The 24736-nt window shown below is 45.8% G+C and carries 27 protein-coding genes; 12 read left to right on the plus strand and 15 right to left on the minus strand.

Going from position 1 to position 24736, the window contains the following annotated elements:
• Window positions 1-3: 3 nt before the first annotated feature.
• Genes V1467_RS05990 through V1467_RS06000 form a run of 3 tightly spaced genes read left to right on the plus strand, consistent with a single transcriptional unit; the run spans window position 4 to window position 2319 of the window.
• A complete protein-coding gene (locus V1467_RS05990) occupies window positions 4-1239 on the plus strand; it encodes a multidrug effflux MFS transporter (protein ID WP_416307888.1) in 1236 nt (411 codons plus the stop codon).
• 2 nt (window positions 1240-1241) lie between these two features.
• Window positions 1242-1856: a TetR/AcrR family transcriptional regulator gene (locus V1467_RS05995; RefSeq protein WP_416307889.1), complete on the plus strand. Its 615-nt coding sequence runs from the start codon at window positions 1242-1244 to the stop codon at window positions 1854-1856.
• Window positions 1857-1866: 10 nt separating this feature from the next.
• On the plus strand, window positions 1867-2319 hold the full coding sequence (locus V1467_RS06000) for an SRPBCC family protein (protein ID WP_416307890.1): 453 nt from the start codon (window positions 1867-1869) through the stop codon (window positions 2317-2319).
• A gap of 85 nt (window positions 2320-2404) precedes the next feature.
• On the opposite strand, the gene V1467_RS06005 is transcribed toward V1467_RS06000, so the two are convergent.
• The 5 genes from V1467_RS06005 to V1467_RS06025 form a co-directional block, all read right to left on the minus strand.
• The gene (locus tag V1467_RS06005) at window positions 2405-2950 is read right to left on the minus strand and encodes a hypothetical protein (protein ID WP_416307891.1); all 546 of its coding nucleotides are present in this window, start codon (window positions 2948-2950) and stop codon (window positions 2405-2407) included.
• A gap of 86 nt (window positions 2951-3036) precedes the next feature.
• Window positions 3037-4422, minus strand: coding sequence for a permease prefix domain 1-containing protein (locus tag V1467_RS06010; protein WP_416307892.1), 1386 nt, complete (start codon window positions 4420-4422; stop codon window positions 3037-3039).
• The gene (locus V1467_RS06015; protein WP_416307893.1) at window positions 4400-4774 is read right to left on the minus strand and encodes a PadR family transcriptional regulator; all 375 of its coding nucleotides are present in this window, start codon (window positions 4772-4774) and stop codon (window positions 4400-4402) included. Before V1467_RS06015 ends, V1467_RS06010 begins: the two co-directional genes overlap by 23 nt.
• A 175-nt stretch (window positions 4775-4949) precedes the next feature.
• Entirely contained in the window at window positions 4950-6305 is a 1356-nt protein-coding gene (locus V1467_RS06020) for a GGDEF domain-containing protein (protein WP_416307894.1), read from the minus strand.
• Window positions 6306-6406: 101 nt separating this feature from the next.
• Window positions 6407-7051, minus strand: a complete 645-nt coding sequence (locus tag V1467_RS06025) for a DsbA family oxidoreductase (protein WP_416307895.1) — start codon at window positions 7049-7051, stop codon at window positions 6407-6409.
• A 115-nt stretch (window positions 7052-7166) separates the two neighbouring features.
• Here V1467_RS06025 and V1467_RS06030 point away from each other — a divergent pair, with 115 nt between their 5' ends.
• Window positions 7167-7694, plus strand: coding sequence for a hypothetical protein (locus V1467_RS06030; RefSeq protein WP_416307896.1), 528 nt, complete (start codon window positions 7167-7169; stop codon window positions 7692-7694).
• A 302-nt stretch (window positions 7695-7996) separates the two neighbouring features.
• Here the strand turns inward: V1467_RS06030 and V1467_RS06035 are convergent, their stop codons facing one another.
• Together V1467_RS06035 and V1467_RS06040 are read right to left on the minus strand one after the other, a co-directional pair.
• The gene (locus tag V1467_RS06035; protein ID WP_416307897.1) at window positions 7997-8320 is read right to left on the minus strand and encodes a HigA family addiction module antitoxin; all 324 of its coding nucleotides are present in this window, start codon (window positions 8318-8320) and stop codon (window positions 7997-7999) included.
• Window positions 8317-8511: a hypothetical protein gene (locus V1467_RS06040; protein WP_416307898.1), complete on the minus strand. Its 195-nt coding sequence runs from the start codon at window positions 8509-8511 to the stop codon at window positions 8317-8319. The genes V1467_RS06035 and V1467_RS06040 overlap by 4 nt, the downstream gene beginning before the upstream one ends.
• 365 nt (window positions 8512-8876) lie before the next feature.
• On the opposite strand from V1467_RS06040, the gene V1467_RS06045 reads away from it, so the two are divergent.
• Window positions 8877-9581, plus strand: coding sequence for a hypothetical protein (locus tag V1467_RS06045; protein ID WP_416307899.1), 705 nt, complete (start codon window positions 8877-8879; stop codon window positions 9579-9581).
• A 75-nt stretch (window positions 9582-9656) separates the two neighbouring features.
• On the opposite strand, the gene V1467_RS06050 is transcribed toward V1467_RS06045, so the two are convergent.
• Window positions 9657-10904 (minus strand): DEAD/DEAH box helicase, encoded by a 1248-nt coding sequence (locus V1467_RS06050; protein ID WP_416307900.1) that lies wholly within the window; start codon window positions 10902-10904, stop codon window positions 9657-9659.
• Between the two features lie 187 nt (window positions 10905-11091).
• On the opposite strand from V1467_RS06050, the gene V1467_RS06055 reads away from it, so the two are divergent.
• From V1467_RS06055 to V1467_RS06080, 6 genes are all read left to right on the plus strand, one after another.
• Window positions 11092-12207 (plus strand): c-type cytochrome, encoded by a 1116-nt coding sequence (locus V1467_RS06055; RefSeq protein ID WP_416307901.1) that lies wholly within the window; start codon window positions 11092-11094, stop codon window positions 12205-12207.
• 126 nt (window positions 12208-12333) lie between these two features.
• Window positions 12334-13404 carry an alpha/beta fold hydrolase gene (locus tag V1467_RS06060; protein WP_416307902.1) on the plus strand — a complete coding sequence of 357 codons (1071 nt, stop codon included), beginning with the start codon at window positions 12334-12336 and terminating at the stop codon, window positions 13402-13404.
• A gap of 55 nt (window positions 13405-13459) precedes the next feature.
• Window positions 13460-14335 carry an acetoacetate decarboxylase family protein gene (locus tag V1467_RS06065; protein WP_416307903.1) on the plus strand — a complete coding sequence of 292 codons (876 nt, stop codon included), beginning with the start codon at window positions 13460-13462 and terminating at the stop codon, window positions 14333-14335.
• 1 nt (window position 14336) lies between these two features.
• The gene (locus V1467_RS06070) at window positions 14337-14822 is read left to right on the plus strand and encodes a hypothetical protein (protein ID WP_416307904.1); all 486 of its coding nucleotides are present in this window, start codon (window positions 14337-14339) and stop codon (window positions 14820-14822) included.
• Window positions 14823-14849: 27 nt separating this feature from the next.
• Window positions 14850-15236 (plus strand): hypothetical protein, encoded by a 387-nt coding sequence (locus V1467_RS06075; RefSeq protein WP_416307905.1) that lies wholly within the window; start codon window positions 14850-14852, stop codon window positions 15234-15236.
• A gap of 10 nt (window positions 15237-15246) precedes the next feature.
• The gene (locus tag V1467_RS06080; protein ID WP_416307906.1) at window positions 15247-16797 is read left to right on the plus strand and encodes a patatin-like phospholipase family protein; all 1551 of its coding nucleotides are present in this window, start codon (window positions 15247-15249) and stop codon (window positions 16795-16797) included.
• 108 nt (window positions 16798-16905) lie between these two features.
• On the opposite strand, the gene hpf is transcribed toward V1467_RS06080, so the two are convergent.
• From hpf to V1467_RS06105, 5 genes are all read right to left on the minus strand, one after another.
• Entirely contained in the window at window positions 16906-17262 is a 357-nt protein-coding gene (hpf, locus tag V1467_RS06085) for a ribosome hibernation-promoting factor, HPF/YfiA family (RefSeq protein ID WP_416307907.1), read from the minus strand.
• A 251-nt stretch (window positions 17263-17513) separates the two neighbouring features.
• Window positions 17514-19703, minus strand: a complete 2190-nt coding sequence (locus tag V1467_RS06090) for a TonB-dependent siderophore receptor (RefSeq protein WP_416307908.1) — start codon at window positions 19701-19703, stop codon at window positions 17514-17516.
• An 89-nt stretch (window positions 19704-19792) separates the two neighbouring features.
• Window positions 19793-20071 carry a DUF3325 family protein gene (locus tag V1467_RS06095; protein ID WP_416307909.1) on the minus strand — a complete coding sequence of 93 codons (279 nt, stop codon included), beginning with the start codon at window positions 20069-20071 and terminating at the stop codon, window positions 19793-19795.
• Window positions 20068-20376 (minus strand): hypothetical protein, encoded by a 309-nt coding sequence (locus tag V1467_RS06100; protein ID WP_416307910.1) that lies wholly within the window; start codon window positions 20374-20376, stop codon window positions 20068-20070. Before V1467_RS06100 ends, V1467_RS06095 begins: the two co-directional genes overlap by 4 nt.
• Window positions 20373-21890, minus strand: a complete 1518-nt coding sequence (locus tag V1467_RS06105; RefSeq protein WP_416307911.1) for a PepSY-associated TM helix domain-containing protein — start codon at window positions 21888-21890, stop codon at window positions 20373-20375. The genes V1467_RS06100 and V1467_RS06105 overlap by 4 nt, the downstream gene beginning before the upstream one ends.
• Here V1467_RS06105 and V1467_RS06110 point away from each other — a divergent pair.
• Entirely contained in the window at window positions 21883-22005 is a 123-nt protein-coding gene (locus V1467_RS06110) for a hypothetical protein (protein ID WP_416307912.1), read from the plus strand. The genes V1467_RS06105 and V1467_RS06110 overlap by 8 nt on opposite strands.
• A 258-nt stretch (window positions 22006-22263) precedes the next feature.
• On the opposite strand, the gene V1467_RS06115 is transcribed toward V1467_RS06110, so the two are convergent.
• Window positions 22264-22959, minus strand: coding sequence for a LytR/AlgR family response regulator transcription factor (locus tag V1467_RS06115; RefSeq protein WP_416307913.1), 696 nt, complete (start codon window positions 22957-22959; stop codon window positions 22264-22266).
• Window positions 22956-24692, minus strand: a complete 1737-nt coding sequence (locus tag V1467_RS06120) for a histidine kinase (RefSeq protein ID WP_416307914.1) — start codon at window positions 24690-24692, stop codon at window positions 22956-22958. The genes V1467_RS06115 and V1467_RS06120 overlap by 4 nt, the downstream gene beginning before the upstream one ends.
• Between the last annotated feature and the right edge of the window lie 44 nt (window positions 24693-24736).

The raw sequence follows: 24736 nt of genomic DNA on the forward strand, positions 1-24736 counted from the left end.
ACTATGCCAAAACAGGTAAGCATTATGGGGCACAAGGAATTTATCGCACTCATGGCCATATTGATGTCGGTGGTGGCGATTTCTATTGATGCCTTGTTACCTGCTCTGGGTATTATTGGTCGGGATTTGCAGGTTTCACACCCCAATCAGGCGCAGTATGTTATCAGTGCTATTTTTATCGGGCTAGCCTTGGGGCAACTGATCAGTGGGCCGTTATCAGATGCGCTGGGCCGCAAAAAAGTCCTGTTTATCGGGCTGAGCTTGTACCTGTTGGGCAGTGTGATTTGCATCAGCGCTGATGGTATCGAAACCATGCTGGTTGGCCGCTTTATACAAGGCCTGGGCGTTGCCGGACCTTATCTGTCGGTGATGTCGATTGTACGAGATAAATACAGTGGTACAGCGATGGCACGGATTATGTCACTGGTAATGATGGTGTTTATGATGGTGCCCATTTTAGCGCCCGCATTGGGGCAGCTGATTTTGTTTGTGGCTAACTGGAAAGGTATTTTTGCGGTATATATTTTCTATGCCATCTGTGTTGCAACCTGGGCATTCTGGCGACTTGAAGAAACCTTGCGCCCTGAAAACACCGTACCCTTTAAAATAAGTAACATTGTTAAAGGAACGATGACGGTATTAACCAATAAAACCACCTTGTGTTACACCCTGGCTATCGGCTTTATCTTTGGTGCATTGATCGGCGATCTCAATTCTATCCAACAAATTTTTCAGGGCAAATATGCTGTAGGTGATTTATTTGCTGTGTATTTTGGTTTGCAGGCGTTAGCCTTCGGAGTGGCGTCTTTTACCAATTCTCACCTGGTAGAGCGTTTGGGGATGCGTCGTTTGTGTTTAACCGGTGCTGCAACCATCGTTACCGCCTCTATCGCACTATTTATTTACAGCTGTTTTATGAGTCCGCCTTTTGCTTTGTTCTTTGTGTATGGTGTGGTGATCCTGTTTTGTTTCGGCATCATGTTTGGCAATCTCAACGCGATTGCGCTGGAACCTATGGGGCATATCGCCGGTTTGGCATCGGCTATTGTTGGCGCGACATCGTCCATTATTGGTATTGTATTAGGTACCATTATTGGTCAATTGTATGACGGCACGTTAAACCCGCTTATTCTGGGTTTTCTGATTCTGGGCTCGTTGGCTTTTATAATGATGTATGTCGAAAAATCAGCTCATACACGGCAGCAATCGGCCGAGCTGGCTGAAGAGCAGGCGAGCTGAATATGGCTAACCCGATGCACGTTCCCCGCCAGTCTTCCAAAATGACTTTGCTGGAAGTGGCTTTGCAACTTTTTCGTGAAAAAGGCCATGCTGCGACAACGGTGGATGAAATTTGTGCCCGTGCTGGTGTGACCAAAGGCAGTTTTTTTCATCATTTTAAAAACAAGGAAGTTCTGGTGCTCAGTGCGGTGGAATACTGGAACGATTCAACCGACGAGTTGTTTGCCAATGCGGATTACCATCGTGCTACCGATCCGGTCGAGCGTTTGTTGGGCTATGTGGATTTGCGTATAGAGATGATAAAGGGCGACATCCCTGAATTTACCTGTTTGCTCGGCACGCTAGTACAGGAAACCTACCATACTCATCCGGCAATTCGCGAAGCTTGTGATAAGGCCTTAACCGCTCATATTGCCACGTTAATTCCTGATCTGGAACAAGCCAAAACGTTGTATGCCCCAGCCGCAGCATGGAGTGCTGAAGGTGTTGGTTATTTTATTCAGTCGCTCATACAAGGCACCTTTATTTTTGCCAAGGCCAAACAAGACTCGCACGTCGTTCTTGAATCCCTGCAGCATCTGAGACGATATTTACAAACCCTGTTCACAAAAAATTGAGGACAAAATAATGACAACCCCAAATACTGTTACATTACACCGAGTGCTAAAAGCCAAGCCGGAAAAAGTATTTCGCGCCTTTGTCGAGCCCGATGCGCTGACACGCTGGTTACCTCCCCATGGTTTCACTTGTACTATCGAACATCTGGATGCCAAAGTAGGTGGCACTTTTAAAATGTCATTTCGCAATTTTACCACCGGCCATAGCCACAGTTTTGGGGGTGAGTACTTTGAAATTGAACCAGGCAAAAAGTTGCGCTACAACGATGTGTTTGATGATCCTAATTTGCCAGGAGAAATGATGGTTACCATCGAGTTTAAAGAAGTGCTGTGCGGTACCGAGTTGATGGTTGAACAATCCGGTATTCCCGACATGATCCCGGTGGAAATGTGTTATCTGGGTTGGCAGGAGTCACTGTTGTATCTGGCTAATCTGGTAGAACCAGAAATTAGTCAGGAATAACAGGAGCTAAATTATGGCTGGCTAAGGACATGTCAGGCGGAATAAAACTCCGCCTGTGTTGATCATCTAATCCTGTAAATCGCGGTTATAAACTGCTGTAGCAACGGTAGGGTGTCGTCGCTTTCTCGGGCGTGACAATCTGAATATTGTCATGTTCGACGCCTTCAGTGAGCGACTTGATTTGTTGTTCAAACTCATCTGCGACGGCGGAAATTTTATCGCCCTGTTGTTGCAGTGCATCAAAATCAGCCCGATGTTGTGCCACCAGTTGTTCAATCTGCTGAGCTAATGCTTGCTGTTGTTTGAGATATTTTTTGTTGATTTGCAGGCTGTCGTCGGTTTCCTGAATAGCCTGCTTAGAAACATGCTGGATCTGATCAGTCAATTTATCCATTTGTGGTTCAATCGCCTTGATCGGCTGTTCAATTTTATGCATTGCCTGTTCATGCTGCATCAGACGCTGGTAAACTTCGATTTGTGGTTCCGTCATCTTGTGCTCGCTGACCAGTTGGCAATGGTTAAATATTCTGACTTTGTATTCGCCATATTGGGTCTTGGCGGGCGCGGTGGCCGCCTTTGCAACAGTAGCGGATAACAAGACAAGGGCGGCTATTTTAATCAGTTGGTGCATGTTTATTTTCCTATATTTGCTATGGTTCTCTATTCAGTCGAGCCAGGAAGATAAAAAGTTTAATCACACCACCTATTTTTAATGTTTTAACCAAAGCCAAATATCAGCGGGAAAACCACCACTACAATCGCAGCCCAGACCACATAACAGGGAATATAACCGGTTTGCCAGCGCTCCAGCGCGGCAAAGCCGGTTTGGCGTTTAACAAAACGAATATAATGCCAGGCATAGCCACATAAACTGACCAGTAACAGCAGATTTTCGCCCAGTGCTGCGACGCGATTGGGGGTAATCCCCATGTCGAAAATTCGTCCGGCAATGGCCTGCAATGCGAATAAATCCACCAATAATGCTGTGCCAACCAGCAATAATTGCAGCCAGTCGAATAGGCCGACGGGCGTCATGGCATCACGTGAAGAAACGGCATACAGCACCAACCCCAGCACCAGTACCAGCATCAAATCCAGACCAATGAGTACGTCTCTTTGCATATCAAAGGCGTTGCCGCTGACCAGTATAGTGATCAGGAATACCACCAGCGTTACCGTAAATAATGGGGTAAATACCCGGGTCAACACAGGTGCCATATTCTCGATAGCAGCCTGTTTGGCTTCAACCAGCCAGGCCACGATGACGGTAGCACCGATTGCACCACAAGGCACAATCCATTGTTGGACCAGCCACTCGATATCAAAACCGATAAAGTGGAACATACCCAGCGTAAACGCAGTCAGCAAACCGCCGCCAAAAGCTATCAAGACAAAATAAATGGCGTACTCACCGCTAAAGCGGACAAAATCCATTCTGCGTGCATCAGAACTCCACCCGTCACCCGTATAGAGCACGCCCACTACAAACCAGATAATCAGAGGTAAATGCACTATCGCCAGTATGTTGGTGGAGCCTTGTGGATCAAAAGGATAGAGATTCATGATCAGCGTGCAGAGGACAATCACCGCCAACAATAATTTATAGCCTCCCATGCCTAGCTGACGTTTGTCGATAAAATAACTTCCGATGAACGGCAAAAAGAACAGGCTGATATTGTGCAGAAAAAACCAGGCAGTAGCATCTTCATCAAAGCCAAACCCGAATAAAACCGGTACTTTGACACTGATTGCGGCACCTATCGCCAGTAATATTACTTTAACGAAATCGTAGCGGCTTGAAGGCTGACTGGACGAGACTGGTTTGATTAGGTTACTCCATAATCTGCCGGAATGAACCTCGGCATACTCGCGGGAAATCGCGTTCAGATTGCCAATGCGTTTGGTCGCGACGAGAAAGGCTTCATCCTCACTGAGTTTTGCAGCTTTAAGGTCGTCGATCTGTCCACGTAAATGGTCTTCCAGCTCAAATAAATCGTCTTCGACAATGGCAGAATGCTGAGTCAGATAATGCTTCCATTGTTGAATTTGCAACTCGAGATCGAACACTGGATTGTCGCTATCAGGCAGGCTGGAATCCATCATTGTTACTCCACTGGTTAAAATCTTTCATTTCGTCCCAAACACGATTTAGTGTCTGGTTAATGACTTGCCATTGTTGCTGTTGCACGGTTAGAAACTGCCGACCAGACGGGGTGATTGCATAGTATTTGCGTTTACGACCCGTCTCGGCAATATGCCAGTTGGCTTGTAAGTAACCTTGCTTTTCTAGCCGGTGGAGCAGGGGATACATCATGCCATCCGTCCAGCTCAATACACCACCGGAGAGCTCTTCAACCCGCTTTACAATTTCATAACCGTACGTTTCGCCTTCGGCAATAATCCCCAATACCAAAGGGGTTGAGGATGCTGCCATCAGATCTTTTGAAAGGTTCATATTAGATCCAAATTTATACCTAGAAGTATTATGTATAAATACAATACACCTAATAGTTCTAGGTATGCAAGACCTGGCAATATATTATTTAACCTGAGTTCGGGATAACGATGTTGCCGGTTGTATTAGCAGCCTGGATTGCGGCGTCGTGAGTGAAGTTGTCGCTGGTTGAGTATCATTCCTGACTACACACTACCCTGTTTCGACCTTGGTTTTTAGCCGCATATAATGCTCTATCCGCTTTGGTCATAAGTGCTTCAAGGGTATCGCCGGGTAGAGCGTAAGCCATCCCAATCGAGGTGGTGATCGGACCATGGATATCGGTATAACCCTTTATCTCCGCCCATTGAATACTATGTCTAATGGCCTCGGATACCCTGCTGGCACCGTTGCTATCAGTATCTGTCAGTAAAATTGCAAACTCTTCACCGCCGAGACGACACAGTCGATCAGTTATCCTAATGCTATTCTCAAGAATATTGGCGACAGCAACCAGTACTCTATCTCCTGCCTGGTGACCGCCCAAGTCATTAATTCGCTTAAAATGATCCAGGTCAATCATCAATAGCCATGTTTCCAGGCTGCTTCTGGCGGCGCGCAGTAAATCATGTTCGCTGGCTTCGGTGAATTTGCGCCGATTAGGCAGCCCGGTCAATGCGTCATGCGCCGCAGCATAACTTTGCTCTCGCTCGATTTTGCGTCGTACTCTATCGGTTTTTTCCTGCATGATGGCACTGAAAGTGACAAGCAGGATAATGAACCAGCAAATGGCAACCACAAAAATACCGAAAATATCCAAACTCTGTTTATTTATCAGCGTCTGAACAAAGACATAGCCGAGTAGAAAGGGAACGATATAGCCTAACACAATCTGAATACGGGCAATTTCTCCGCCGATATAGGGCGACAGCAACGCTCTTACCCCACCAACATTGGCGTTCAGGGATAGAGCCCCGATTGAAAGAAATAGTCCGTAGCCGGTCGTAAACAATGACATTTGACCGTAAAATGTTTCTATTCCGTAGACATAGCCGGTAATCGAAATTGTTGGAAAAGCGAGTGCTGCAAAGGCAACGACTTGTGATGCGTAAATCCGTTTGCGACTACCTAGCAAAATTGATAATGATAAAGTCAGTAACATACAGGCAGTATTCAGCCCCATAATGTTATCCTGACCGGATTGGATTTCCGCTAAAACCGTTGAGTGAAAGGGCGTAATGTAGGCTGTTATATCTAGCCCTGTCAGTGTATCGAATATATTTGTCAGGCTGATAACCGCGCAGGTAACAGGCAGTAAATAAAATAAAGGACGTTGTGGATGCCTTGCGTAAAGGCCAATACTCATGCCAAGCAATATGCTGACTAAGGCTGTTAATGGATGGGTAGCAGGGCCATCTGTTAGTGGACGATAAAGACAGTCAAAGCCTGTCGCATATCCCAACAGCGTTAACATACCGAGAGTTGCACAGACGAACCCCAAGTACTTACCCATTATCAGAAAGTAACGGATCCTTAGCCATTGTTTTTCCACGCTGTTTCCTTACCTGTCTGGTCGATGGAACATCGATTACATCTTCTATAATAGCACTGGCTTTATAATTGGAGCTCCACAGAGGGGAAGTGCTTAATCAGCTATGTCTTAGCCGCGATATCCTGCAAGGCTTGTTTAAAGGATGCTGGTGGTTGTCCACCGCTGAGCAGGTATTTGTTATTGATAATAAAGGCCGGTACCGAGGATATGCCCATTTGTTGATATTGCTGTTGCTGCTGACGAACCTGCTGTGTGTAATCGTCAGAACCGAGAATCGCTTTTGCTTCATCAACGGGTAGGCCAACGCTTTCAACCGTTTCCAGCAACTGGGCATGGTCGCTGGGATTACCACCTTGTTTAAAATACAAGTCGAACAACGCCAGTTTGAGCTCGGTTTGTTTGCTGTGCTGTTTGGCCCAGTCTAATAGCCGGTGCGCATCAAAGGTATTGTAGATTCTGCCGCCGCCACGATGTCCAAATTCGTAACCAACGGTTAAGCCCCGTTGTTTAATCGCTTCGCGGTTTTGTTCGCTTTGCTCGACACTAATGCCGTATTTCTCGGTAATATGCTCAACTATATCCTGTCCTTCGGCGGGCATAGTCGGATTAAGTTCAAAGGGATGCCATTCAATCTCGGCCTGGATACTGTCTTGTAATTCTTCCAGTGCTAACTGCAAGCCCTGATAACCGATAATGCACCAGGGGCAAGATACATCAGAGACAATATCAATTTTAAGTTGTTGCATGGTTGAAGCTCCGGTTTACCATAATTAAAGGCATGATTATCTGATCTTGGGTTAAAACTGCAGATAGCAAGTGTATCTGTTAAATACGCTAAGGTAATCCAATGGAACTCAAAGTATGATTATACGTCTGATAGGACTCAATCAGGGAGCTGCCATGCTAATTAACAACACGTTTTATTATTTTTTGGGGATCCTTTTATTGGCCGGTTGCGCCGGTAATCCGCTGGAAAAATCTACTAATAAAGAGGCATTTGTCACCCATATCAAGGACGATGGCAGCAAAATGTTTACCTATGGTGTGTCATTTGAATTACAACAAGGCCAGCGCGACAGAACCAATCGGGACGTTGGCGGTATGATGCGTGAAAACAGCGCACCGGGCGGGCAAAACCGGGGCCGAAATCGTGGTGGCGATACGAATATGGGGATGCCTGGTGGTATGCGTGGTTCACGCGGCAACAATTTGCGTGACAATATGCTGGAAGTAATGACCGAGAAATTGCTACTGAAACTGGCCAGCAGCGGCTACTGCCGCGAAGGTTATATGCAACTGGATGAATATGTGGATCGCACCAGTGCACAAATAAAAGGTGAATGTAATGAAAGCGCTACTGAAAAGGATCGAGAAAAGTTTGCCAATTAGCATTTGAAAAGCACCGCTAAATCGACAGGCTAATTCTTGAACCGGCGCGAGGTAACTTTGGTTTTCTCGCATCCTGCTCCAAACCAAAGACCACAGAAATCATCCTTGATTTCCGGCTCAATCTGCAAAGCAGTGCTTTGCTATTCCGATTTCGCCCATTCAAGGCACGCATCTCTACAAAATATCCCTGTTTTGCCATTCGAGACTGATGATTTAGCGGCTAAAAGTTAATGTCGCGGGTTAAAACCAAAACGCTGGTACGTCATTCCCGCTTGTTTTTAGCGGGTGATCATGATTACAAATTACGCTGTCATTAATGAAGGGGCGGCTTCCAACTTAACGGTTGTGTATAGATCATATTGAGTTTGGTAATGCAGCCAGGCACCCGCGCTGATATTGGTACAGGCCTCTAATTTACGTGCTAGCTCAACACCGACATGGACATGACCATTGATAAAGCGTGATAAGTGTTTAGTCGAAATACCAACACGCTTAGCCACTTCGTCTTGTTTAAGGGATGTTTTGCTTAAACAACGTCGAGTAAATACTTCGCCAGGATGTGGCCGGTCAAGAGAATCAGAACGCATTGTTGTTTCTGATTGGGTAACAAACGCTGCAATAGTCATGGGTTATACTCCCTTAGCTCAACATTATAACAATCGCCTTGCCAGAAATCGCAAAGCACAGCACCACAAGGCTCTATATTATTAACGGTAATAGTCACTGACCAGCAATCTTGATGATCAGGATTGAACTGGATAGCGCCTATATCAGAAAAGGCATTGATTGCCGTTGCGGCATCTAAATCAAATAACACATCTCGCACCTGAAAATTGTAGGTTGATGGGAGAACAGAGATATCATCCCGCTCCCATATCACTCAGATACTTTCAGTCTTGATGGTTTTTATTGTTATGCTTAATGAATTTATTACCTTTTAGGTAATACTGCATCAAGTCGCAATGCTGGGTGGAAATTGGGTGCATAAAGGGTTGTCACATGTTGATTAAAAATGAATGAAAAGGTTGCTTTGAGCGAATAGCAGTCATTGGCATAGTCATAAAATAAATAAACTTTCTGTTGCTGTAGGTTATCTTCTTGATAATCTATTACCGTGTGCCATTGACCAGATTATAAGCATCTGGGAGGATTTAAATATCTACCGAATATAATTTGAGTATCATGGCAAAAGATAGTCGCCGGTCTAATAATAAACTTATCAATATTCTTACCGTCATTTGTTTGGTGGTATTTGGCGTGTATGCTGGTCTGTTTCTGTACAAGTTTCATGATTTTACTCTGAGCAGTGCACAAAAGGACTGGGCAGATTTTGCTACTGCATTTAGTGCCCCACTTGCACTGCTAAGTGTCCTACTAATCATAAGAAGTATATACGAATCTAAGCAACAATCGTTAAGAGCGTCTGAGCAGCAGTGGCACGAAGCCTTGACGCCTCTATTGCTGGGGACACTGGATAGGTTGCACTCTAGATATCGCCGAATCCTAGAGACTCGGATATTGCTAGGGTCAGGGGAGGAATGTACTTTTGAGCAACTATTTTACCATCACGATAAAGATGCATTTGCTAAGAAACTTCTACTGGAGAGCAGCAAAGAGAAGGACTTTAAAATCCAACCCTGCAAGAAAGAACTTAATGATTTTATTTTAAACCTGAAAAGTACACTTGAGCTTTTCGATAAGCATCATATTACAGCAAGCTTATACTGGCTTGATTTACAGCCTATGTTGAAGTTTTTAGATACCGTTTATGAAAAAAGCCCATCAACAATAAATTGGCTTGCCTTACATTCTCTTTCCGATGTTAGAGTTGCAACCTCGGTGAGATTTTTGAAAGAGCTTAATGATACTCAAACCAATCTAAATTGAAAATCCGCTTTTGGCACCGAGCTGCCTGTCATATTGAGTGGTGGATATTCCAGTTACTTATTAGTGTCTTCAAAACTATCTGCGCTTGCGCTGTTTGGATTTAGCGCTGCCATTTTTTAATCCAAGTTGCTTTTTCATGCGGTTTTTCAGGGCGGCTTTGCTGTCGGGTCGTTTGCCTTTAGTTGTTTTGCTTGCGTCGGGTTCGTAACCAGCCAGCCATTGTTGTGGCAGGCGTGTATTTAGCAGGGTTTCAATTTCTTCCAACAGCCATTCTTCACCCACACTTAACAATGAAATAGCGGTGCCACTGCTGCCTGCGCGGCCGGTGCGGCCAATTCGGTGGATATAGTCTTCGGCAATATAGGGCAGTTCATAGTTGATCACGTATTTCAGTTCGCTAATATCCAGCCCTCGTGCGGCTACATCGGTGGCCGTCAGGGCGCGAACTTTCCCCGATTTGAAATCGGCTAAGGCTTTTTCACGGGCACCCTGGGATTTATCACCATGAATGGACTGGGTTTTGACTCCGTCTTTGCACATTTCTTTGGCCAGCGCATCGGCGGCGATTTTAGTACGGGTAAAAATCAGTACCTGTTGCCAGTTTTTTGAACCAATCAGGTAAGAAATTAACTCGCGTTTGCGATCAGCATCCACATTGTAGATGATCTGCTCCACCTGGCTGGCGGCGGTGTTTTGCGCATCGATCTCAATACGTTTAGGATCATTAAGCAGCTTGTTGCTTAGCGCCAATAAATTGTTATCAAAGGTGGCAGAAAATAGCAGGGTTTGGCGCTGGGCGGGCACCTTGCGCATAATGCGATTAATATCGTTGATAAAGCCCATATCCAGCATACGGTCGGCTTCATCCAGAACCAGAAAAGCCAATTTATCCAGTTGGACCACGCCTTTTTCCATTAGGTCCAACAGTCGCCCCGGGGTGGCAACCAGAATATCGGCACCTGCCTTGAGTGCTTCTATTTGTGGATTCAGGCTAACACCGCCATAAGCAATGGCACTTTTTACGCTGCTGTGCCGGGCGTAAGCCACAAAACTTTGCTGCACTTGCTGGGCGAGTTCGCGAGTGGGGGTTAGCACCAATGCGCGCAACTCGGTTGATTGGACTGGCGAATTGAGCAGCCTGTCCAGAATGGGTAAGGCAAAAGCGGCGGTTTTGCCGGTGCCGGTTTGCGCCCGTGCCATCACATCCTGTTGTTGCAAAATGAGCGGAATGGCTTGCCGCTGAACGGGAGTGGGTTGCTGATAGCCTTTATCAGACAAAGCTTGCAGTAATGCCGAGTGTAAATTAAAAGATGTAAATGACATAAACCACCTGAATGCATGTAACGGGTTAACCGCACGGCACCCTTTTTCCGCTATTCTACAGGATTGAAGACAGTTTTGAGTTGAGTAATTGAATGGGGCGAAAAACAGTCTGGATTATCAACTTATTTGGTGTGCTATTGGCTCTTTATTGTTAATGTTTGTCGGCAAAATAAAAAGGAATTCGAGCATGGGCAAAGTAATCAGATTGTTTGGTTTAACCATTAGTTGCTATCTGTTTAGTGGTTGGGCAATAGCTGAACACATATACGAAAAACAGGATCCGCCACGGGAGCTGACTGCTGAACAAGCTGCCAATGCAGCGGCCAATTATCAAAAATATTGCACCTTGTGCCACGGAGAAGATCGTCAGGGGCATGTGAATGATCACGCGCCGTCGTTGCGCAGCAAGAGCTTATTTGAATCTGGTGTGCCTCATTCTATTTTGCGTCCGCTTTCTTACGGTCGGCAGGGCACGGCAATGGGCGGCTACCTAGACGAAGTAGGTGGCCCGATGACACTGGATGAAGTGTGGGATCTCACTTACTGGTTATTCTGGCAATCGGGTGCCGAGCGGGTAAAACTGACTGAAAATCCGGTGCAAGGCGATATTCAGCGGGGCGAAGTGGTCTATCAGCAAAACTGTGCCAGTTGTCATGGTAAAAACGGTGAAGGTGTGACGGCTCCGGCTTTGGGAAACCAGTCTGCTTTAGCGCACAACAAAGATGAGTTTATCCGTTATGCAATTGAGAAGGGCCGGCAAGGTACTCCCATGGTGGCGTTTGAGGGCAAGCTGTCCGAGGCGGATATTGATAATGTGACTGCCTTTATTCGCAGTAAGGCCAGTGGCTGGACGATGGAAAAGCCGGTATTGCATGCGTTGCCCACGCCTGATGAGTATGTAATCAACCCGAAAAATACCGATCCGGATTTTAATTTAAGCGAAGGTAAATACGTCTCGTCTGAAGATTTATTTGCCGCACTTGAGGCGCACAAAAAAATGATATTGCTGGACACGCGGGTCACTTCGGTATGGCAGCGCGCACATATTGAAGGTTCTATCCCGTTTCCTTATTACAGTGAGCTGGAGGATAAAGTTACCGACTTGCCCAAAGACGTGCAAATTGTGGCTTATTGTTCCTGCCCCAGAGCGGCAGCTGAATACGTAGTCGAGCAATTAAATGACTTGGGCTACGACAAAACTGCCGTGCTATATGAAGGAATATTTGGCTGGATGAATATGGGGTACCCGGTAATGCGTGCCGAAGGTGCGATTGATGATGGTCAGACAGAACCGGAACATTAGAGGCCGCTATAGTGAACGGTAAAGCGTTTTGACGACCTTGAGGTGCTTTGGATATTAGTGATGGGTTAACAGTGGTTGTCTAAAAAATAGTCTATTCTGTAAGTTGACAATTCAACAAATAATACAATGAACAACAATTCAGTTAGCCAACCCGATCCGTCGCCGGTCAGAAATTATATTGAACAGGTCGTTCCCTTTACTGCCGGGGATGGGCTTGAACTCAATTTAATCCATATACGCGGTGATAAAGCACCCAGTAAAGGTCCGGTGATCTTGGTGCACGGCGCCGGAGTGCGTGCCAATATTTTTCGTGCCCCGGTGCAAGAAACCATTGTCGAAGCACTTATCGCCCATGGTTATGATGTCTGGTTGGAAAACTGGCGCGCCAGCATTGATTTTCCCCCGCATCTTTGGACGCTTGATCAGGCAGCGCTTTATGATCATCCTCAAGCGGTAAAAAAAGTTGTAGAGCAAACCGGTGAGCAGAATATCAAGGCGATTATTCATTGTCAGGGCTCCACCAGTTTTACCATGTCGGCCATTGCAGGACTGGTGCCACAAGTGAAAACCATTGTGACCAATGCGGTGTCTTTGCATCCGCGGGTACCGACCATTTCCCGGCTTAAATTGAAAATTGCCATACCGCCGGTCAAGCTCATTACTCAATACCTTAATCCGCAGTGGGGGCTTAATGCACCTACATGGCAGGCCAAATTAATTAATTTTCTGGTTAAGTTAACTCATTGGGAGCGGGGTAATCTGGTGTCCAAGCACGTCAGTTTTACTTATGGTACCGGCCACCCGACCTTGTGGAATTATGACAACCTTAATCAGCAAACTCAGGACTGGTTACAATATGAATTTGCGGCGGTGCCGCTACGTTTTTTTAGCCAGATTATCCGCAGCATCAGCAAGGGAAATATGCTGGCCGTGGAAGGCAAGCCGGAACTGCCGGAAGATTTTGCCGCTCAGCCACCCAAAACGGAAGCCCGCTGGGCGTTTTTTGCCGGTAAAGACAATATTTGTTTTCTGCCTTCCAGCCAGATAGACAGCTACCATTATTTTAATGACATTCGTCAAGACTACCACTCACTGAGGTTGATAGAAGGCTACGGTCATCTGGATATTTTTATGGGTAAAGACGCCGCGCGCGATGTGTTTCCGCAGATTATAGAAGAACTGGATAAGCCGTATTAGATCCAAACCATAAGCGAAACTTGCGCTTTATCGGTTATCTAAAGAGGATAAGACAATGGCAATTCCGAAACGGATCAAGCAACTTGAAGGACGCCACGCATTGGTCGATGGTATTCCTTTTCAACTGCCAGTTGCTTGCCAGAATTCACCGGCGATTATGGCTGTATTCCCGATCAATGCCGACAAGGCCAAGGCGTTGATGCCATTCGAAGTGCATCCATTTCGCCTGTGGAACAAGGCATTATTGGTGATCACCGTCATTGATTATCGCGAAACCAATATTGGCAAATATATTGAGTACAGCATCGCTATTGCCTGTACTCACGGCCTTAAATCTGCCCCGCGATTATTGCCTGCACTGCTAATGCAACATTATGGTACCGGCCAGTATGTGATTGACTTACCGGTTTCCAGCGATATTTCGGTCAAAGGTGGTAAGGGGATTTGGGGCATGCCCAAACACAAGGCCAATCTGGATTTTAATATTGGCGAGGACAAGATCAGCAGCCAGTATGATCTGGATGGCAAGCTGGTCACCTATTTTGAAATCAACAAACCGAGCCATACCAAATGGTCAATGCAATTGAGCGCGCCCAATTACTGCGCCTTTCGAGGTATGTTGATGAAATCCTATATTCATTTTAAAGGCAAGGTGGGTTTGTCATTATTTGGCGCCGCCAAGGCCAGGTTTGTGATTGGTGACCATCCCCGAGCACAAGTTTTACACACTCTGGAGATAGGCGACAAAGCGATTGCAACGGTGTATTTGCCCTCAATTGGTGGCACTCTGGATGATCATTTTGAAAGCTGGTTTTTATCTTATGCGCAAAAGCCGCAGCAGGTACCCCAAGGGTTGGAATCGGTAGTGGACTTAGGCTTGGATGAAACCTGGCTGGAGCCACCACGGGCACCTGTACCGGAGGATAGATAATATGAAAAAGATATTGCTCGTCGTTAATCACGGCTATTTGATGTTTGGCGTGACAGTTTATGTGGGGGTGCTATGGGCGCTGCATTTTTTCTGGTATCCCAGTTGGGCAGTGATGACGATAGATTCGGTGCAAGATCATTTTATTAATCCTACTAGCGCGGCCACCGATTTTTTCTGGATTGTGGTCCCGCTGATGTTTTTGACCAATGGGATTTTAATTTGGCGTGAATGGCACAGTAAACAGCGCTGGACCGCCATTTTTGCCCTGCTATGCCTGATTGCCGCCAGTTATGTAGGGCAACAGCTGATTATTCCAATTAACAAGGAGATCGCTACCGGCACTGTGGGGGCCGAGCAATTAGCTGCAATGTTAAAGAACTGGATGTTTTATAACGACATACGCTGGGTGTTGATGAGCCTGATGTGGTTGACCATGATGCGCTACTTTTTTAGCAAGGGCGCGTTGCTGGATGTCATTGACAAGTAGGGCATTTTAACAAGTAGGGATAATTCAATGGACAACACAAAAAATAAAAACGGGTTGTATTGGTTATTGGCCTTAATTGCGGTGGCAACTGTCATCAGTGGGTTGGTGCAGATGCTAAAACCTGCTTTTATTCTGGATATTATCAGCGGTGAGCAGAGCGCCGCCAATTTACATTCTTTCGCCATAGTCGGGATGTTTATGCTGTTATTTGGTGGATTGATGTTACATGCGTTGTTTAGTCATCAGCATCACCCTGTCGCGGTATTCTGGTCCGGCCTGCAGAAATTAGGTGCCTTTGCGGCAGTGGGATTAGGGGTGATGAATGGCGTGTTTGCCAGTATTGCCTGGGCGGTGGCGCTATTCGATCTGGCTTCGGGAATACTGATCCTTTACTACTGGCATAAGATTAGATAACGGCAAATCCATGATGAATACTTATTTGTCTACCGCTGATAATAGTTCCGCTCCCAAACGTTCATTAGTGATAGCCGGTGGAGGGATGCGCGTGGCTTATCAGGCCGGTGTACTTAAGGCGTTGCACGAAGCCGGATTGGGTTTTGAGCATGCAGACGGCACCTCGGGTGGCACCATTAATCTGGCCATGTTGTTGTCCGGATTATCGCCGGATGAAATGTGTGATCGCTGGCGTACGTTGAGTGTGGGGGATTTTGTCTCGCTGATGCCATTGCAGGAGTATCTGAATGCACTGGATATGCTCGCTATGGGCGATGCCGACGGCATTGTCGACAAGGTATTTCCACATTTGGGTATTGATATCAGCAAAATTAATCAGGCGCAGGGATTAGCCGGTACCTTTAACGTATGTAATTACAGCCGTAAAACCAATCAGGCGATCAGTCAGGACAAGTTAACGCTGGATTTACTGGTGGCGGGGATTTCACTGCCGCTATTTATGCCACCGGTACAGGTCGATAATCAACTGTATATGGATTCGGTGTGGATTAAAGATGCCAATCTGATGGAAGCGGTCAAACGTGGCGCAGAAGAAATCTGGTTAATTTGGTGTATTGGGAATATTCCCGATTATCACCGCGGCGCTTTTAACCAATATGTGCACATGATTGAGTTAAGTGCCAATGGTGGGCTGTTTGAGGAGTTTGACCGGATCAAGGAGATTAATAAAGGCATCGCTGCGGGTCAGAGTTTGTATGGTCAACGGCAGCCAATACGACTGCACGTGATTAAACCTGAGTTTGCCTTGCCACTCGATCCGGATCTTTATCTGGGTCATATCGATACCACGACCTTGATCAGCATGGGCTATCAAGATGGTAAAAGCTATTTGACTGAATTACCCAGCGAAGGCGTTGCGTTTGAACCTGAAGCCACCCAAATGCGCGAAAGCCAGACGCTGGGCATCAACTTCAGGGAAACCATGTCAGGCAATTTTTCGTTAGGTGCGACAGAACCTGACAAAGGCGCGGAAAAAGGCAAGATAGACAAGACTGAACTGGCGATGCATGCATCTATTTTCATCCGCGATCTGGATGGCTTTGTGGCGGATCCCGATCATCAAGGCGAGATCCACGGCTGTATTGATTTTGCACCATTAGGGATAGGGCTGCCTACCTACTCGGGGCGTTTTAATTTGTTTTCACCCACAGAGGATCCGGATCTCAAAATCATGGTGTATGAATTGGGGTTTACTGTGGCGGGGCAGAGTTATTATCTGGCTGGCAGGAAAAATATCAAAGACGATCCTGGCTTTGATCTATGGACAGATACCACCACCCTGTTTACCACCTTGCATTTAGGAAAAGATGCGTCTGCTCCTGTGGTGGGGGCGGGAATATTAACTCTTGGTATTAAAGAACTGACTAAATTGGTGGCGTCGATGAATGTTAGTAACGCTGATAACCTCAAACACAAATTATCTGCCTATACGAAATTCGGCCAATTCTTTATGGGGGAATTGTGGGATTCCTACGCGAAATTTGTCAGCAACAGGGACTAGGGTGTGTTGATCTTTGCTGTATGAGTTTTGTTCAAGTTTGACGCATCCTAGATCAATGGGTAAAAAAACGGGCTCGAAAGAGCCCGTTTTAATCAAAATAAACGCGGATTAGCTTAAATCCATGCCCTGAATCATTTCAGCGGCAATTTCCGGCGCCGTCGCTACCGGCTTTTTATGTAAATCATCTTTTAATTGACCTTTACGGTGCATCAGTGCGGAATCCAGTTTTTTGGCCGCTTTGGCGATGGCAGGGTACATCACTTGATCTTTTCCTGAAGTGGCTAATCGACTGCCTTCATAATTGGTAACGAGTTCAACCTCAAATTGGCCGTGTTCTTTGGCGATAAATACATCGATGGCGATGAGTGAAGGGAAATGGCTGGCTAACTTGGATAGTTTCTGTTCGACATGTTCTTTAACGCTATCACTGATTTCTACATGGTGACCTGAAAGTTTAATCTTCATAGGTTTTCCTTTTTCAATTAACGTTACTACTTGTTGCTCTACTTTTTCTATTCTTCATTTATAGAGCTTGGGCCAAATTGGAAATATTACAAGTAGGTGAAACTGAATTAGGTATAGATTCTTGTGGTTTTGCTCAAGTTTTGAACAATGTCGCAACGTCATTAACGGGTTATTTAACAGGTGCGGGGGATCGCAGTAGCAATTAAGCAAAAAAAAGCCCTTGGATAAAGGGCTCTTGAGGATATGGGTTATCAGAACTTCCAGTTCAGGCTAACAGTAAAGTTTCTCGGTGTACCGTAACGGAACGAACTAAACTGGCCTACCTGTGTGTAATATTCTTCATCTGTCAGGTTGGCGATATTCAGTTGTACATTTAGCTCATCCGAGAAAGCATAACGGGCCATCAGGTTGGCCAGAACGTAGGCGTCCTGGGTGAAACGATCGGCTTGACCTGCCGGGTTTGTTCCTGTCGAGTAGCTCTCATTCTGCCAATTAAATCCACCGCCTATTGTTAGCTCAGGAATAGAGTCAACAAACTGATAGGTGCTAAAAAACTTCAATTGCTTGGTGGGAATGTCGGTATTGATGTCGTTGTCATCAGCGTCCTGTGCTTCAAACTGGGAGTAACCTAGCGTCAGGTTCCAGCCTTCAACCGGCTGACCTACCATTTCAATCTCAAAGCCTTTACTTTCGGTTCCCTGTGCTGCGTAGTAAGCCGACATTTGGTCAGGGGTACCAACAAAGTCGGTATCCAGTTGAGCCAAATTGTCTTGCTTGATACTAAACAAGGCAAAGGTAGTGTGTAGACGGTCATCAAGAAAACGGCTTTTCAGGCCTATTTCACTGCTTTTACCGACCAAAGGTTCAAGGAAGTCGCCATTTGCATCGCGGCTGTTTTGAGGCTTGAAAATTTCGGTATAGCTTGCGTATACACGATGTTCGGGCGTGATGTCATAGAGGGCGCCCGCATAGGGAATGAACTCATCGTCATTACCGAAGTCAACATTACCGCTCCAGTCAAAACCTGTACGTTCCCAGGTAGCCAGACGTCCGCCCAGAATAAATTTCAGATTATCTGTCGCGGATAAACGTGTTGCTGCATAGTAACCACGTTGCTTGGTAGCAATATTTTGGGATTGAACACGCTCATCTTCCCATTCAGGTTGCTCCAGACCTTGCCAATTATAAAAATTGCCAACGTCTACCCGGTCATAGCCTCCACTCATATCGCCACCAATAGGTAACTGGGTGAAAGTGTCGGCTTCCTGATCACTGTACAATGCACCGACAACAAAATCGTGCAACTGGTTGAACAGGGTAAAATCTCCTTTTAACTGGATATCGTAGCTGTCCTGGCTGGAGGCTCCGTCACTGCGATAGCGTTGTGCGTTGAGACCGGTGCCCGTTTCTTTATCCAGCGAGCCGTATACATATAACAAACGGGTGTCTTTGTCGTACTGAATTTTGTTGTAGTTGGCAATCAGCTTCCAGCCGTTATCAAAGTTATGATCCAGGCTGGCAAAATAATTGGTGTTTTTGGTTTCCCAGCGGTTCCAGTCGGTGGCTGTCGTCTTGGAAATGTCCCAGTCCGTGTGTGTGCCATCGGAGAAGAATGTTGGAATCGAGCCCCAAATGGTGCCTTTGGGATCGCTGTGCTGGTAGCTGATACCGGCGCTGATAGTGGTTGAATCGGAGATATCACCCTCTATTACGCCATAAAATACTTTTTTATCATCTTCATAAAAGTCAACGAACGAGTCGCCTTTTAATATGCGGGTGATAAAGCGGCCGCGAACAGAACCATCTTGATTCAATCCTGTGGATACATCGGCAGTTAGACGTTGCTTACTCCAGCTTCCTGTTGCTACATCAACATAGCCGGTAAGCTCCCTGCTGTCGGCATGTTTACGTACCAGGTTGATGGAAGCCGACGGATCGCCAACGCCAGTAAGTAAACCTGTCGCGCCGCGCACAAATTCAATTCGTTCATAAATGGCTGTATCGGCGACGGTTTCACCGGAGTCTCCGCCCAGACTCCAGGAGGTGGGTACGCCGTCAATTTGGTAACTGTCTACGCGAAAACCGCGTGAATAGAATGAATTACGCACGTTATCGGTTTCTTCTGATGACACACCAACTGCATTGTTTACCGCTTCCAGGATGGTAGTAATACTTTGGTCCTGCATACGCTCATAGGTGAGGATAGAGACAGACTGGGGGGTTTCTTGCAGGGTTAATCCCAAGCCTGTTGCGGTATCCAGAGTGCGACCAACACTGTATTTTCCGCTTACGGTGATGGTTTCCATGCTGTCGGATTGTTTGGCCGTGCCGGATACTTCGGCATTTTCGTCCGTATCGGTGTTTTGGTTTTGTGCCAGGGCTACCTGAGATTGCATGGCAAGCAGTATAGCGGTGCTTAACGGGAGAAGTTTCAGCTTCATGTTGATCCTCTGTGTAATAAAGTTGAGTGTTACCGATCCTTGAATGGAATTGTTGGTGAAGTTCCTTTTTGCTTCACGATTAAAAAGGTTCATCGAGGTGCCTTGTTATGTCGATATGTCAGAGTTAGTGCTACGACCAGCGCGCATACTGTCAGTTGGTAGCACCAGATAACGACACCTTCGGCAATGGCATAGCGCTGGCAGATTAACAACAAGTCAAGGCCAACTAATGTCAGGCCAGCGTTACGTACTAGCTTGTCCTGAAAGGGAAAATGCAATTTAGATGACAGAATTTTGCGATTTCGTGGCATCGCCAGCGCCAATATAAAGAAACCGGCAGTTCCGGATAACCAGGACAATATAATCATGCTGGCACTCCGACTGGCGTCAGCGAAAACCACAATATCAGTCCGGTTAAACAGATTATGGCACTGGTTCTGCCCAACTTAGTCGTCCCGACCAGCCACATAATCAGTGCACAATACAGCGCAAAACCACTGAGCAAGCACCAGATAAATACCGACGTGACTTGTGCCCCCAATATTGTATGAAGCTGTTGTGACAGCCACACACAAAACAGTGACGTCAGAATAAAGCCGCCGCCGACCGCCATTGCCAGTCGCCATATCAAAGTGATGGACGGATGTAGGGGAATACTATTGAGCGAAATCATGCTGGCTGGCGCTCCATTTGGTATCTTTGGTGCTTTTTGCCTTGCTGCCAGGCCATGGCGTAAAACAGTAATCCGCTAATGATTAAAACGATATCCATGTACAACAAGGGACTGTCGTCTGGTAATCGGTAGTTACCTATATGTTTGCCGACACTAAGGACGCTGAACACCGGAAGCAGTAAATACATCGTAGCAGTGAGTAACGCACCGTCACGCCAATGTGCGGATGGGTTGCGAACAACACCGAAAACAAACATCAGTAGCCATCCGGCAAAAAACAGATCGATTTCCATTTCTGCACGGTTGTCCATTGTGGTAGCAAGCAGCCGGTTAGCTACAAAATAACAACCTATTGCAAAAGGTAGCCCCATTATTGCCCCGAAATTGAGGGCGTGAACCAGCTTGTGACCGGCGTGCTGATATTGCTTAGCACGCTTTTTTGACCATAACACCAGGCCAGTGGCAACCATAACGGTGCCAACTAAGCCGGATATGAAATATAGCCAGCGTAATGGCCAGTCGGAAAATCGCCCGGCATGGAGGTTGATCATAGTTCGGCGTGTTTGTTCTGCCGCAGATGTCACCGGTTCGTCTGATAACAGCTCACCAGTGGCGGTGGAATACACCAGTTTTTGGTAGCTTGATATTAGTGAGCGAGTAGGCGCTTCGGTTAATTCCATTACGCCGTTTTTATCACCGGGGTTAATCACACTGATAAAGCTGAACTCAGCACCATGTGCTCTGTGTCTCGCGTCATCAAATATTGCCTGAAGATCTACTAACGGTGCAGAAATGCCCGCTGCCTCGGGTGGACTGATCCCGGCATTAATAGAATTAAAAAGTTGATTTCTATCGCCGTGGCTAAGATTTATCGCCCAGATAAAGTACATCAGCATCAGGGTTACCAGACCTGTGTAGGTGATCATAAAGTGAAAGGGTAAAGCCAGTACCGAAGATAAAGTGTGTGCGTCCAGCCAGCTACGCATGCCGGAGCCCGGCTTGAAAGTAAAAAAATCCTTGAAGATTTTTTTATGGATTACGACTCCCGTAACAATGGCTACTAACATGCACATGGCGGCAATACCCACCAACCAGCGGGCCCACAGTACGGGCATATAATGCAGATCAAAATGAAAGCGATATAAGAAATTCCCACCCCGGGTATCTCTGATCGATACTTCATTACCTGTACCATCCAACGTGGCTCGCTGGAAACGTCTGCCACTATTGTCAGCAGGACGCCAGAATAAAGTAGTGACACTTTCTCTTGAGGTTGGCACGCCAATCGACCAGCGCGGTGAATCAGAAGCATGTTTTGTCAGGTATGCCTGTGCTTGGCCAATTGCGGTAGCACTGTTTGCAGGATGGGATAATTCCGGCTGCATCCATCGGGTAATTTCAAACTGGAAAAACGCCAGAGTGCCGGTCAAAAAGACGGCAAATAGTAACCAGCCTAGAACCAGTCCAGCCCAAGTGTGGAGCCATCTCATACTGTCAGTAAAACGTTTGAACATAAAAACAAACTACGTGTTTGCAGTGCCGGATAGTGACTTTTATCTGCAAGTTGGTGATAGCGGTGACAGAGAAATTTATATAAATAATCTGTATGCCAATGATTTTATTGGGTAAGTATATAAAATATGATTACAAATGAAAATGATTATCTTTTGCGTTTTTGTGTTTGATGATTTAATGCTGGCTAGATTAATGCTATTTAAGGAAATGACATCAAAAAAATCGAAGTTGCAAACTAAACTAATTGGCAAACTAACAAGTCGTCATTGAGTAAACTATTTATTCAACAATGGTTGAGTGAATAATATAACCATCTGAATTATTGACCGTTTGTAAATATAAACGACATTTCTTATCCCGAGTTGGGGTTAACTAGTTTATAAGTCGTTGTTTTAATTGCGGGTAACGGGTTCGACCTATGGGCAACACCTGATTATTGACCAGAGTCAGCCAGTATTTACTACCCGGCTGAGTTGACACAGACTGAATCGAGGATAGCGGTACGACATAAGAGCGATGGACGCGCAGGAAATCTGTTGGCAGTAACATCAGCAATTTATCCAAATTTTTATCATGTAGTATCACTTTACCTGTTTTACTGTGGATCTCGCTATAATGTCCGGCCGCCTGAATGTATAGCACGTCATTGACAGCCATCAGTTCTAACTTTCCTAATTGTTTATAAGCCAGATATTGGCATTGACCTTGTTGCTCTTTGTGTTTGAGCCGGGAAATGGCCTTTTCAATTCGTTGTTGGGTAAAGGGCTTGGCCACAAAATCCAGTATCCCTATTTCAAAGGCTTCAATGGCTCTGTCGGTATTAGCCGATACCACTATGGTATGAAAACTCTGCGCAAGTTGCTGTTTTAACAAATTGAATCCGTCTTGCCCGCGTAAATTCAGATCCAGAAATAACAAGTCGATGCTGTTACAAGCCAAATAGTCACTGGCGTCATCGAGTGTATCGAATAATTGCAACTGGATGGACTGATGGTTAAAAGCTTGTTCTACAAAGCGTTTAAGGCGTTTGGCAACCATATATTCATCTTCAACAATTACCTGTTTCATGCCATCACTCTATGTTGCGTCATAGTCAGCGGCAGTTTTAGCGTTACAACCCACTGATTGTCGTCAATGACAGAATCCATGCTCCATTGCTGCCCATAACTTTCGGTTAGTCTGGCTTCGATATATTTATTACCGGTACCGGTATTCATCGCGCGTTTATGAGGGGCCGGTATGACAGGGGCTTTAAAAACCAGATTGTTTTGCTGCTGATCCACGGTTTGCTTGAGTTCGAAGGTAAAATGCCCTTGCTGGTAATGGTTATGCGAGATGGCATTTTCCAGCAGTGTCAGTATTACGCCGGGAGGTATCAATGAATCGGCATAAATTTGTTGAGTGTTTAAGTCGAACTCTGTATTGGTACGATAGCCCATTAAGGTTAAATGTGTTTCACATAAAGCCAGTTCTTGTCTTAGCTCGATGATCGAGTGAGAGGCTAAATCTGCCATACAGCGGAATTCTTCCGCCAGCGCCTGAATAAATTTGATGGCGACAGCCGGAGAGTCTTCAATCCATTCTTCGATAGCAGTGAGAGTGTTCATGATAAAATGGGGTTGTAGGTGCCGTTTAACCAGTTCCAGTTCCAGACGGTTGGCGGAAATTTGGCTTTTAAGTAACTGTTGTTGTTTACTACGCATTGTCTGGTTAAGCCAAAATAACATTAAGCCAATTAAAATGGCGAACGCGATAAAAAAATATTGATCCATATAAGCAAATTGGCTAACAGACACCGGGGCGGCTAATAAAATTAGTCCCGACAGCATTAACCATGAGTGCTTCTGGCCTTGTAGTGCGGCGTAAATGCACAATGCCGCGGAAATGCTAATCCCGACAAAAAACACATATAAACTGCGGGTATCATAGCCATGATAAAGCACTAGAATCGCTAATTGAATTAGCACAGCGGTTGCTAGCCAAGCATAACGAACGCGAGTTGATAGAGTAAAAAAATAGGCAAAAAACGAACTTAATAGCAAAGATGTGACACAGGATAACGCTAAGACAATTTGCATTCTGGGAACATGCCAGTCGTAACTATAACCCCATAACCCGCGCCAGGACTCGGCAATAATGAGTAGTAATACGGCAAAACATAAACTGCCAAAATATAAATAACTCATTTCTTTCAAGGCGGAAAAATATAATAGCCAGCAGTACAAACCGACGAGCAATAAAGCCCCTGACATCATCATTGCTGGCATGACATGTTTGTAATTCATTTGCAGTAAATAGTCGTAATCACCGACCAGCGCCCAGAAGCCGCCAAAGTGCAGATCGTCCGGATTATGGAAGGTAGACACTTTCATGCTTAAAGTATGTCGACCTGCTGCGCTCTGATGGCGATCAAGTAACAACACTTTATCAATTAATCCGGGTTTTTCGGCTAGTTTATCATTACCAACCACGCCGTTATGACCGATCAATTGACCATCCCAATAAGCGTCAAATGCCCCTAACATGGAGACAAATATTCCTTGCGGCTGGCTGGGTGTAGTGTCGAACGTAAAGTCCATCTGGATCCACAGATTTTCAGGCTCTAATGGCATGCCTCTAAAATTGCGTTGTTGCCAGCTTGAGCGATCTTGTTGCCTGAAAGCAAATTGTGGATTATCGATATCGGTGAGGTAATAGTGTTCGGCCGGAAGCAGTTCAGGCATACCTTTGTGCATTGGAGGAAGCAGCCATCCGATCAGCCAAACCAACAGTAATAAACAGACCACTCCGAGTAATTTCAAATTTTTCCCTTATTTAGTTGCTCTGCTTATCCCGAATCCGGAGA

This window comes from Neptunicella plasticusilytica (genome assembly GCF_047922965.1).
GTDB lineage: Bacteria > Pseudomonadota > Gammaproteobacteria > Enterobacterales > Alteromonadaceae > Neptunicella > Neptunicella plasticusilytica.

What these genes read in the sequence shown, in the direction of transcription:
- V1467_RS05990 (WP_416307888.1), top strand. Translation starts at nt 4, where the DNA reads ATGCCAAAACAGGTAAGCATTATGGGGCACAAGGAATTTATCGCACTC.
- V1467_RS05995 (WP_416307889.1), top strand. Translation starts at nt 1,242, where the DNA reads ATGGCTAACCCGATGCACGTTCCCCGCCAGTCTTCCAAAATGACTTTG.
- V1467_RS06000 (WP_416307890.1), top strand. Translation starts at nt 1,867, where the DNA reads ATGACAACCCCAAATACTGTTACATTACACCGAGTGCTAAAAGCCAAG.
- V1467_RS06005 (WP_416307891.1), bottom strand. Translation starts at nt 2,950, where the DNA reads ATGCACCAACTGATTAAAATAGCCGCCCTTGTCTTGTTATCCGCTACT.
- V1467_RS06010 (WP_416307892.1), bottom strand. Translation starts at nt 4,422, where the DNA reads ATGATGGATTCCAGCCTGCCTGATAGCGACAATCCAGTGTTCGATCTC.
- V1467_RS06015 (WP_416307893.1), bottom strand. Translation starts at nt 4,774, where the DNA reads ATGAACCTTTCAAAAGATCTGATGGCAGCATCCTCAACCCCTTTGGTA.
- V1467_RS06025 (WP_416307895.1), bottom strand. Translation starts at nt 7,051, where the DNA reads ATGCAACAACTTAAAATTGATATTGTCTCTGATGTATCTTGCCCCTGG.
- V1467_RS06030 (WP_416307896.1), top strand. Translation starts at nt 7,167, where the DNA reads ATGATTATACGTCTGATAGGACTCAATCAGGGAGCTGCCATGCTAATT.
- V1467_RS06035 (WP_416307897.1), bottom strand. Translation starts at nt 8,320, where the DNA reads ATGACTATTGCAGCGTTTGTTACCCAATCAGAAACAACAATGCGTTCT.
- V1467_RS06045 (WP_416307899.1), top strand. Translation starts at nt 8,877, where the DNA reads ATGGCAAAAGATAGTCGCCGGTCTAATAATAAACTTATCAATATTCTT.
- V1467_RS06050 (WP_416307900.1), bottom strand. Translation starts at nt 10,904, where the DNA reads ATGTCATTTACATCTTTTAATTTACACTCGGCATTACTGCAAGCTTTG.
- V1467_RS06055 (WP_416307901.1), top strand. Translation starts at nt 11,092, where the DNA reads ATGGGCAAAGTAATCAGATTGTTTGGTTTAACCATTAGTTGCTATCTG.
- V1467_RS06060 (WP_416307902.1), top strand. Translation starts at nt 12,334, where the DNA reads ATGAACAACAATTCAGTTAGCCAACCCGATCCGTCGCCGGTCAGAAAT.
- V1467_RS06065 (WP_416307903.1), top strand. Translation starts at nt 13,460, where the DNA reads ATGGCAATTCCGAAACGGATCAAGCAACTTGAAGGACGCCACGCATTG.
- V1467_RS06070 (WP_416307904.1), top strand. Translation starts at nt 14,337, where the DNA reads ATGAAAAAGATATTGCTCGTCGTTAATCACGGCTATTTGATGTTTGGC.
- V1467_RS06075 (WP_416307905.1), top strand. Translation starts at nt 14,850, where the DNA reads ATGGACAACACAAAAAATAAAAACGGGTTGTATTGGTTATTGGCCTTA.
- V1467_RS06080 (WP_416307906.1), top strand. Translation starts at nt 15,247, where the DNA reads ATGATGAATACTTATTTGTCTACCGCTGATAATAGTTCCGCTCCCAAA.
- hpf (WP_416307907.1), bottom strand. Translation starts at nt 17,262, where the DNA reads ATGAAGATTAAACTTTCAGGTCACCATGTAGAAATCAGTGATAGCGTT.
- V1467_RS06090 (WP_416307908.1), bottom strand. Translation starts at nt 19,703, where the DNA reads ATGAAGCTGAAACTTCTCCCGTTAAGCACCGCTATACTGCTTGCCATG.
- V1467_RS06095 (WP_416307909.1), bottom strand. Translation starts at nt 20,071, where the DNA reads ATGATTATATTGTCCTGGTTATCCGGAACTGCCGGTTTCTTTATATTG.
- V1467_RS06100 (WP_416307910.1), bottom strand. Translation starts at nt 20,376, where the DNA reads ATGATTTCGCTCAATAGTATTCCCCTACATCCGTCCATCACTTTGATA.
- V1467_RS06105 (WP_416307911.1), bottom strand. Translation starts at nt 21,890, where the DNA reads ATGTTCAAACGTTTTACTGACAGTATGAGATGGCTCCACACTTGGGCT.
- V1467_RS06115 (WP_416307913.1), bottom strand. Translation starts at nt 22,959, where the DNA reads ATGAAACAGGTAATTGTTGAAGATGAATATATGGTTGCCAAACGCCTT.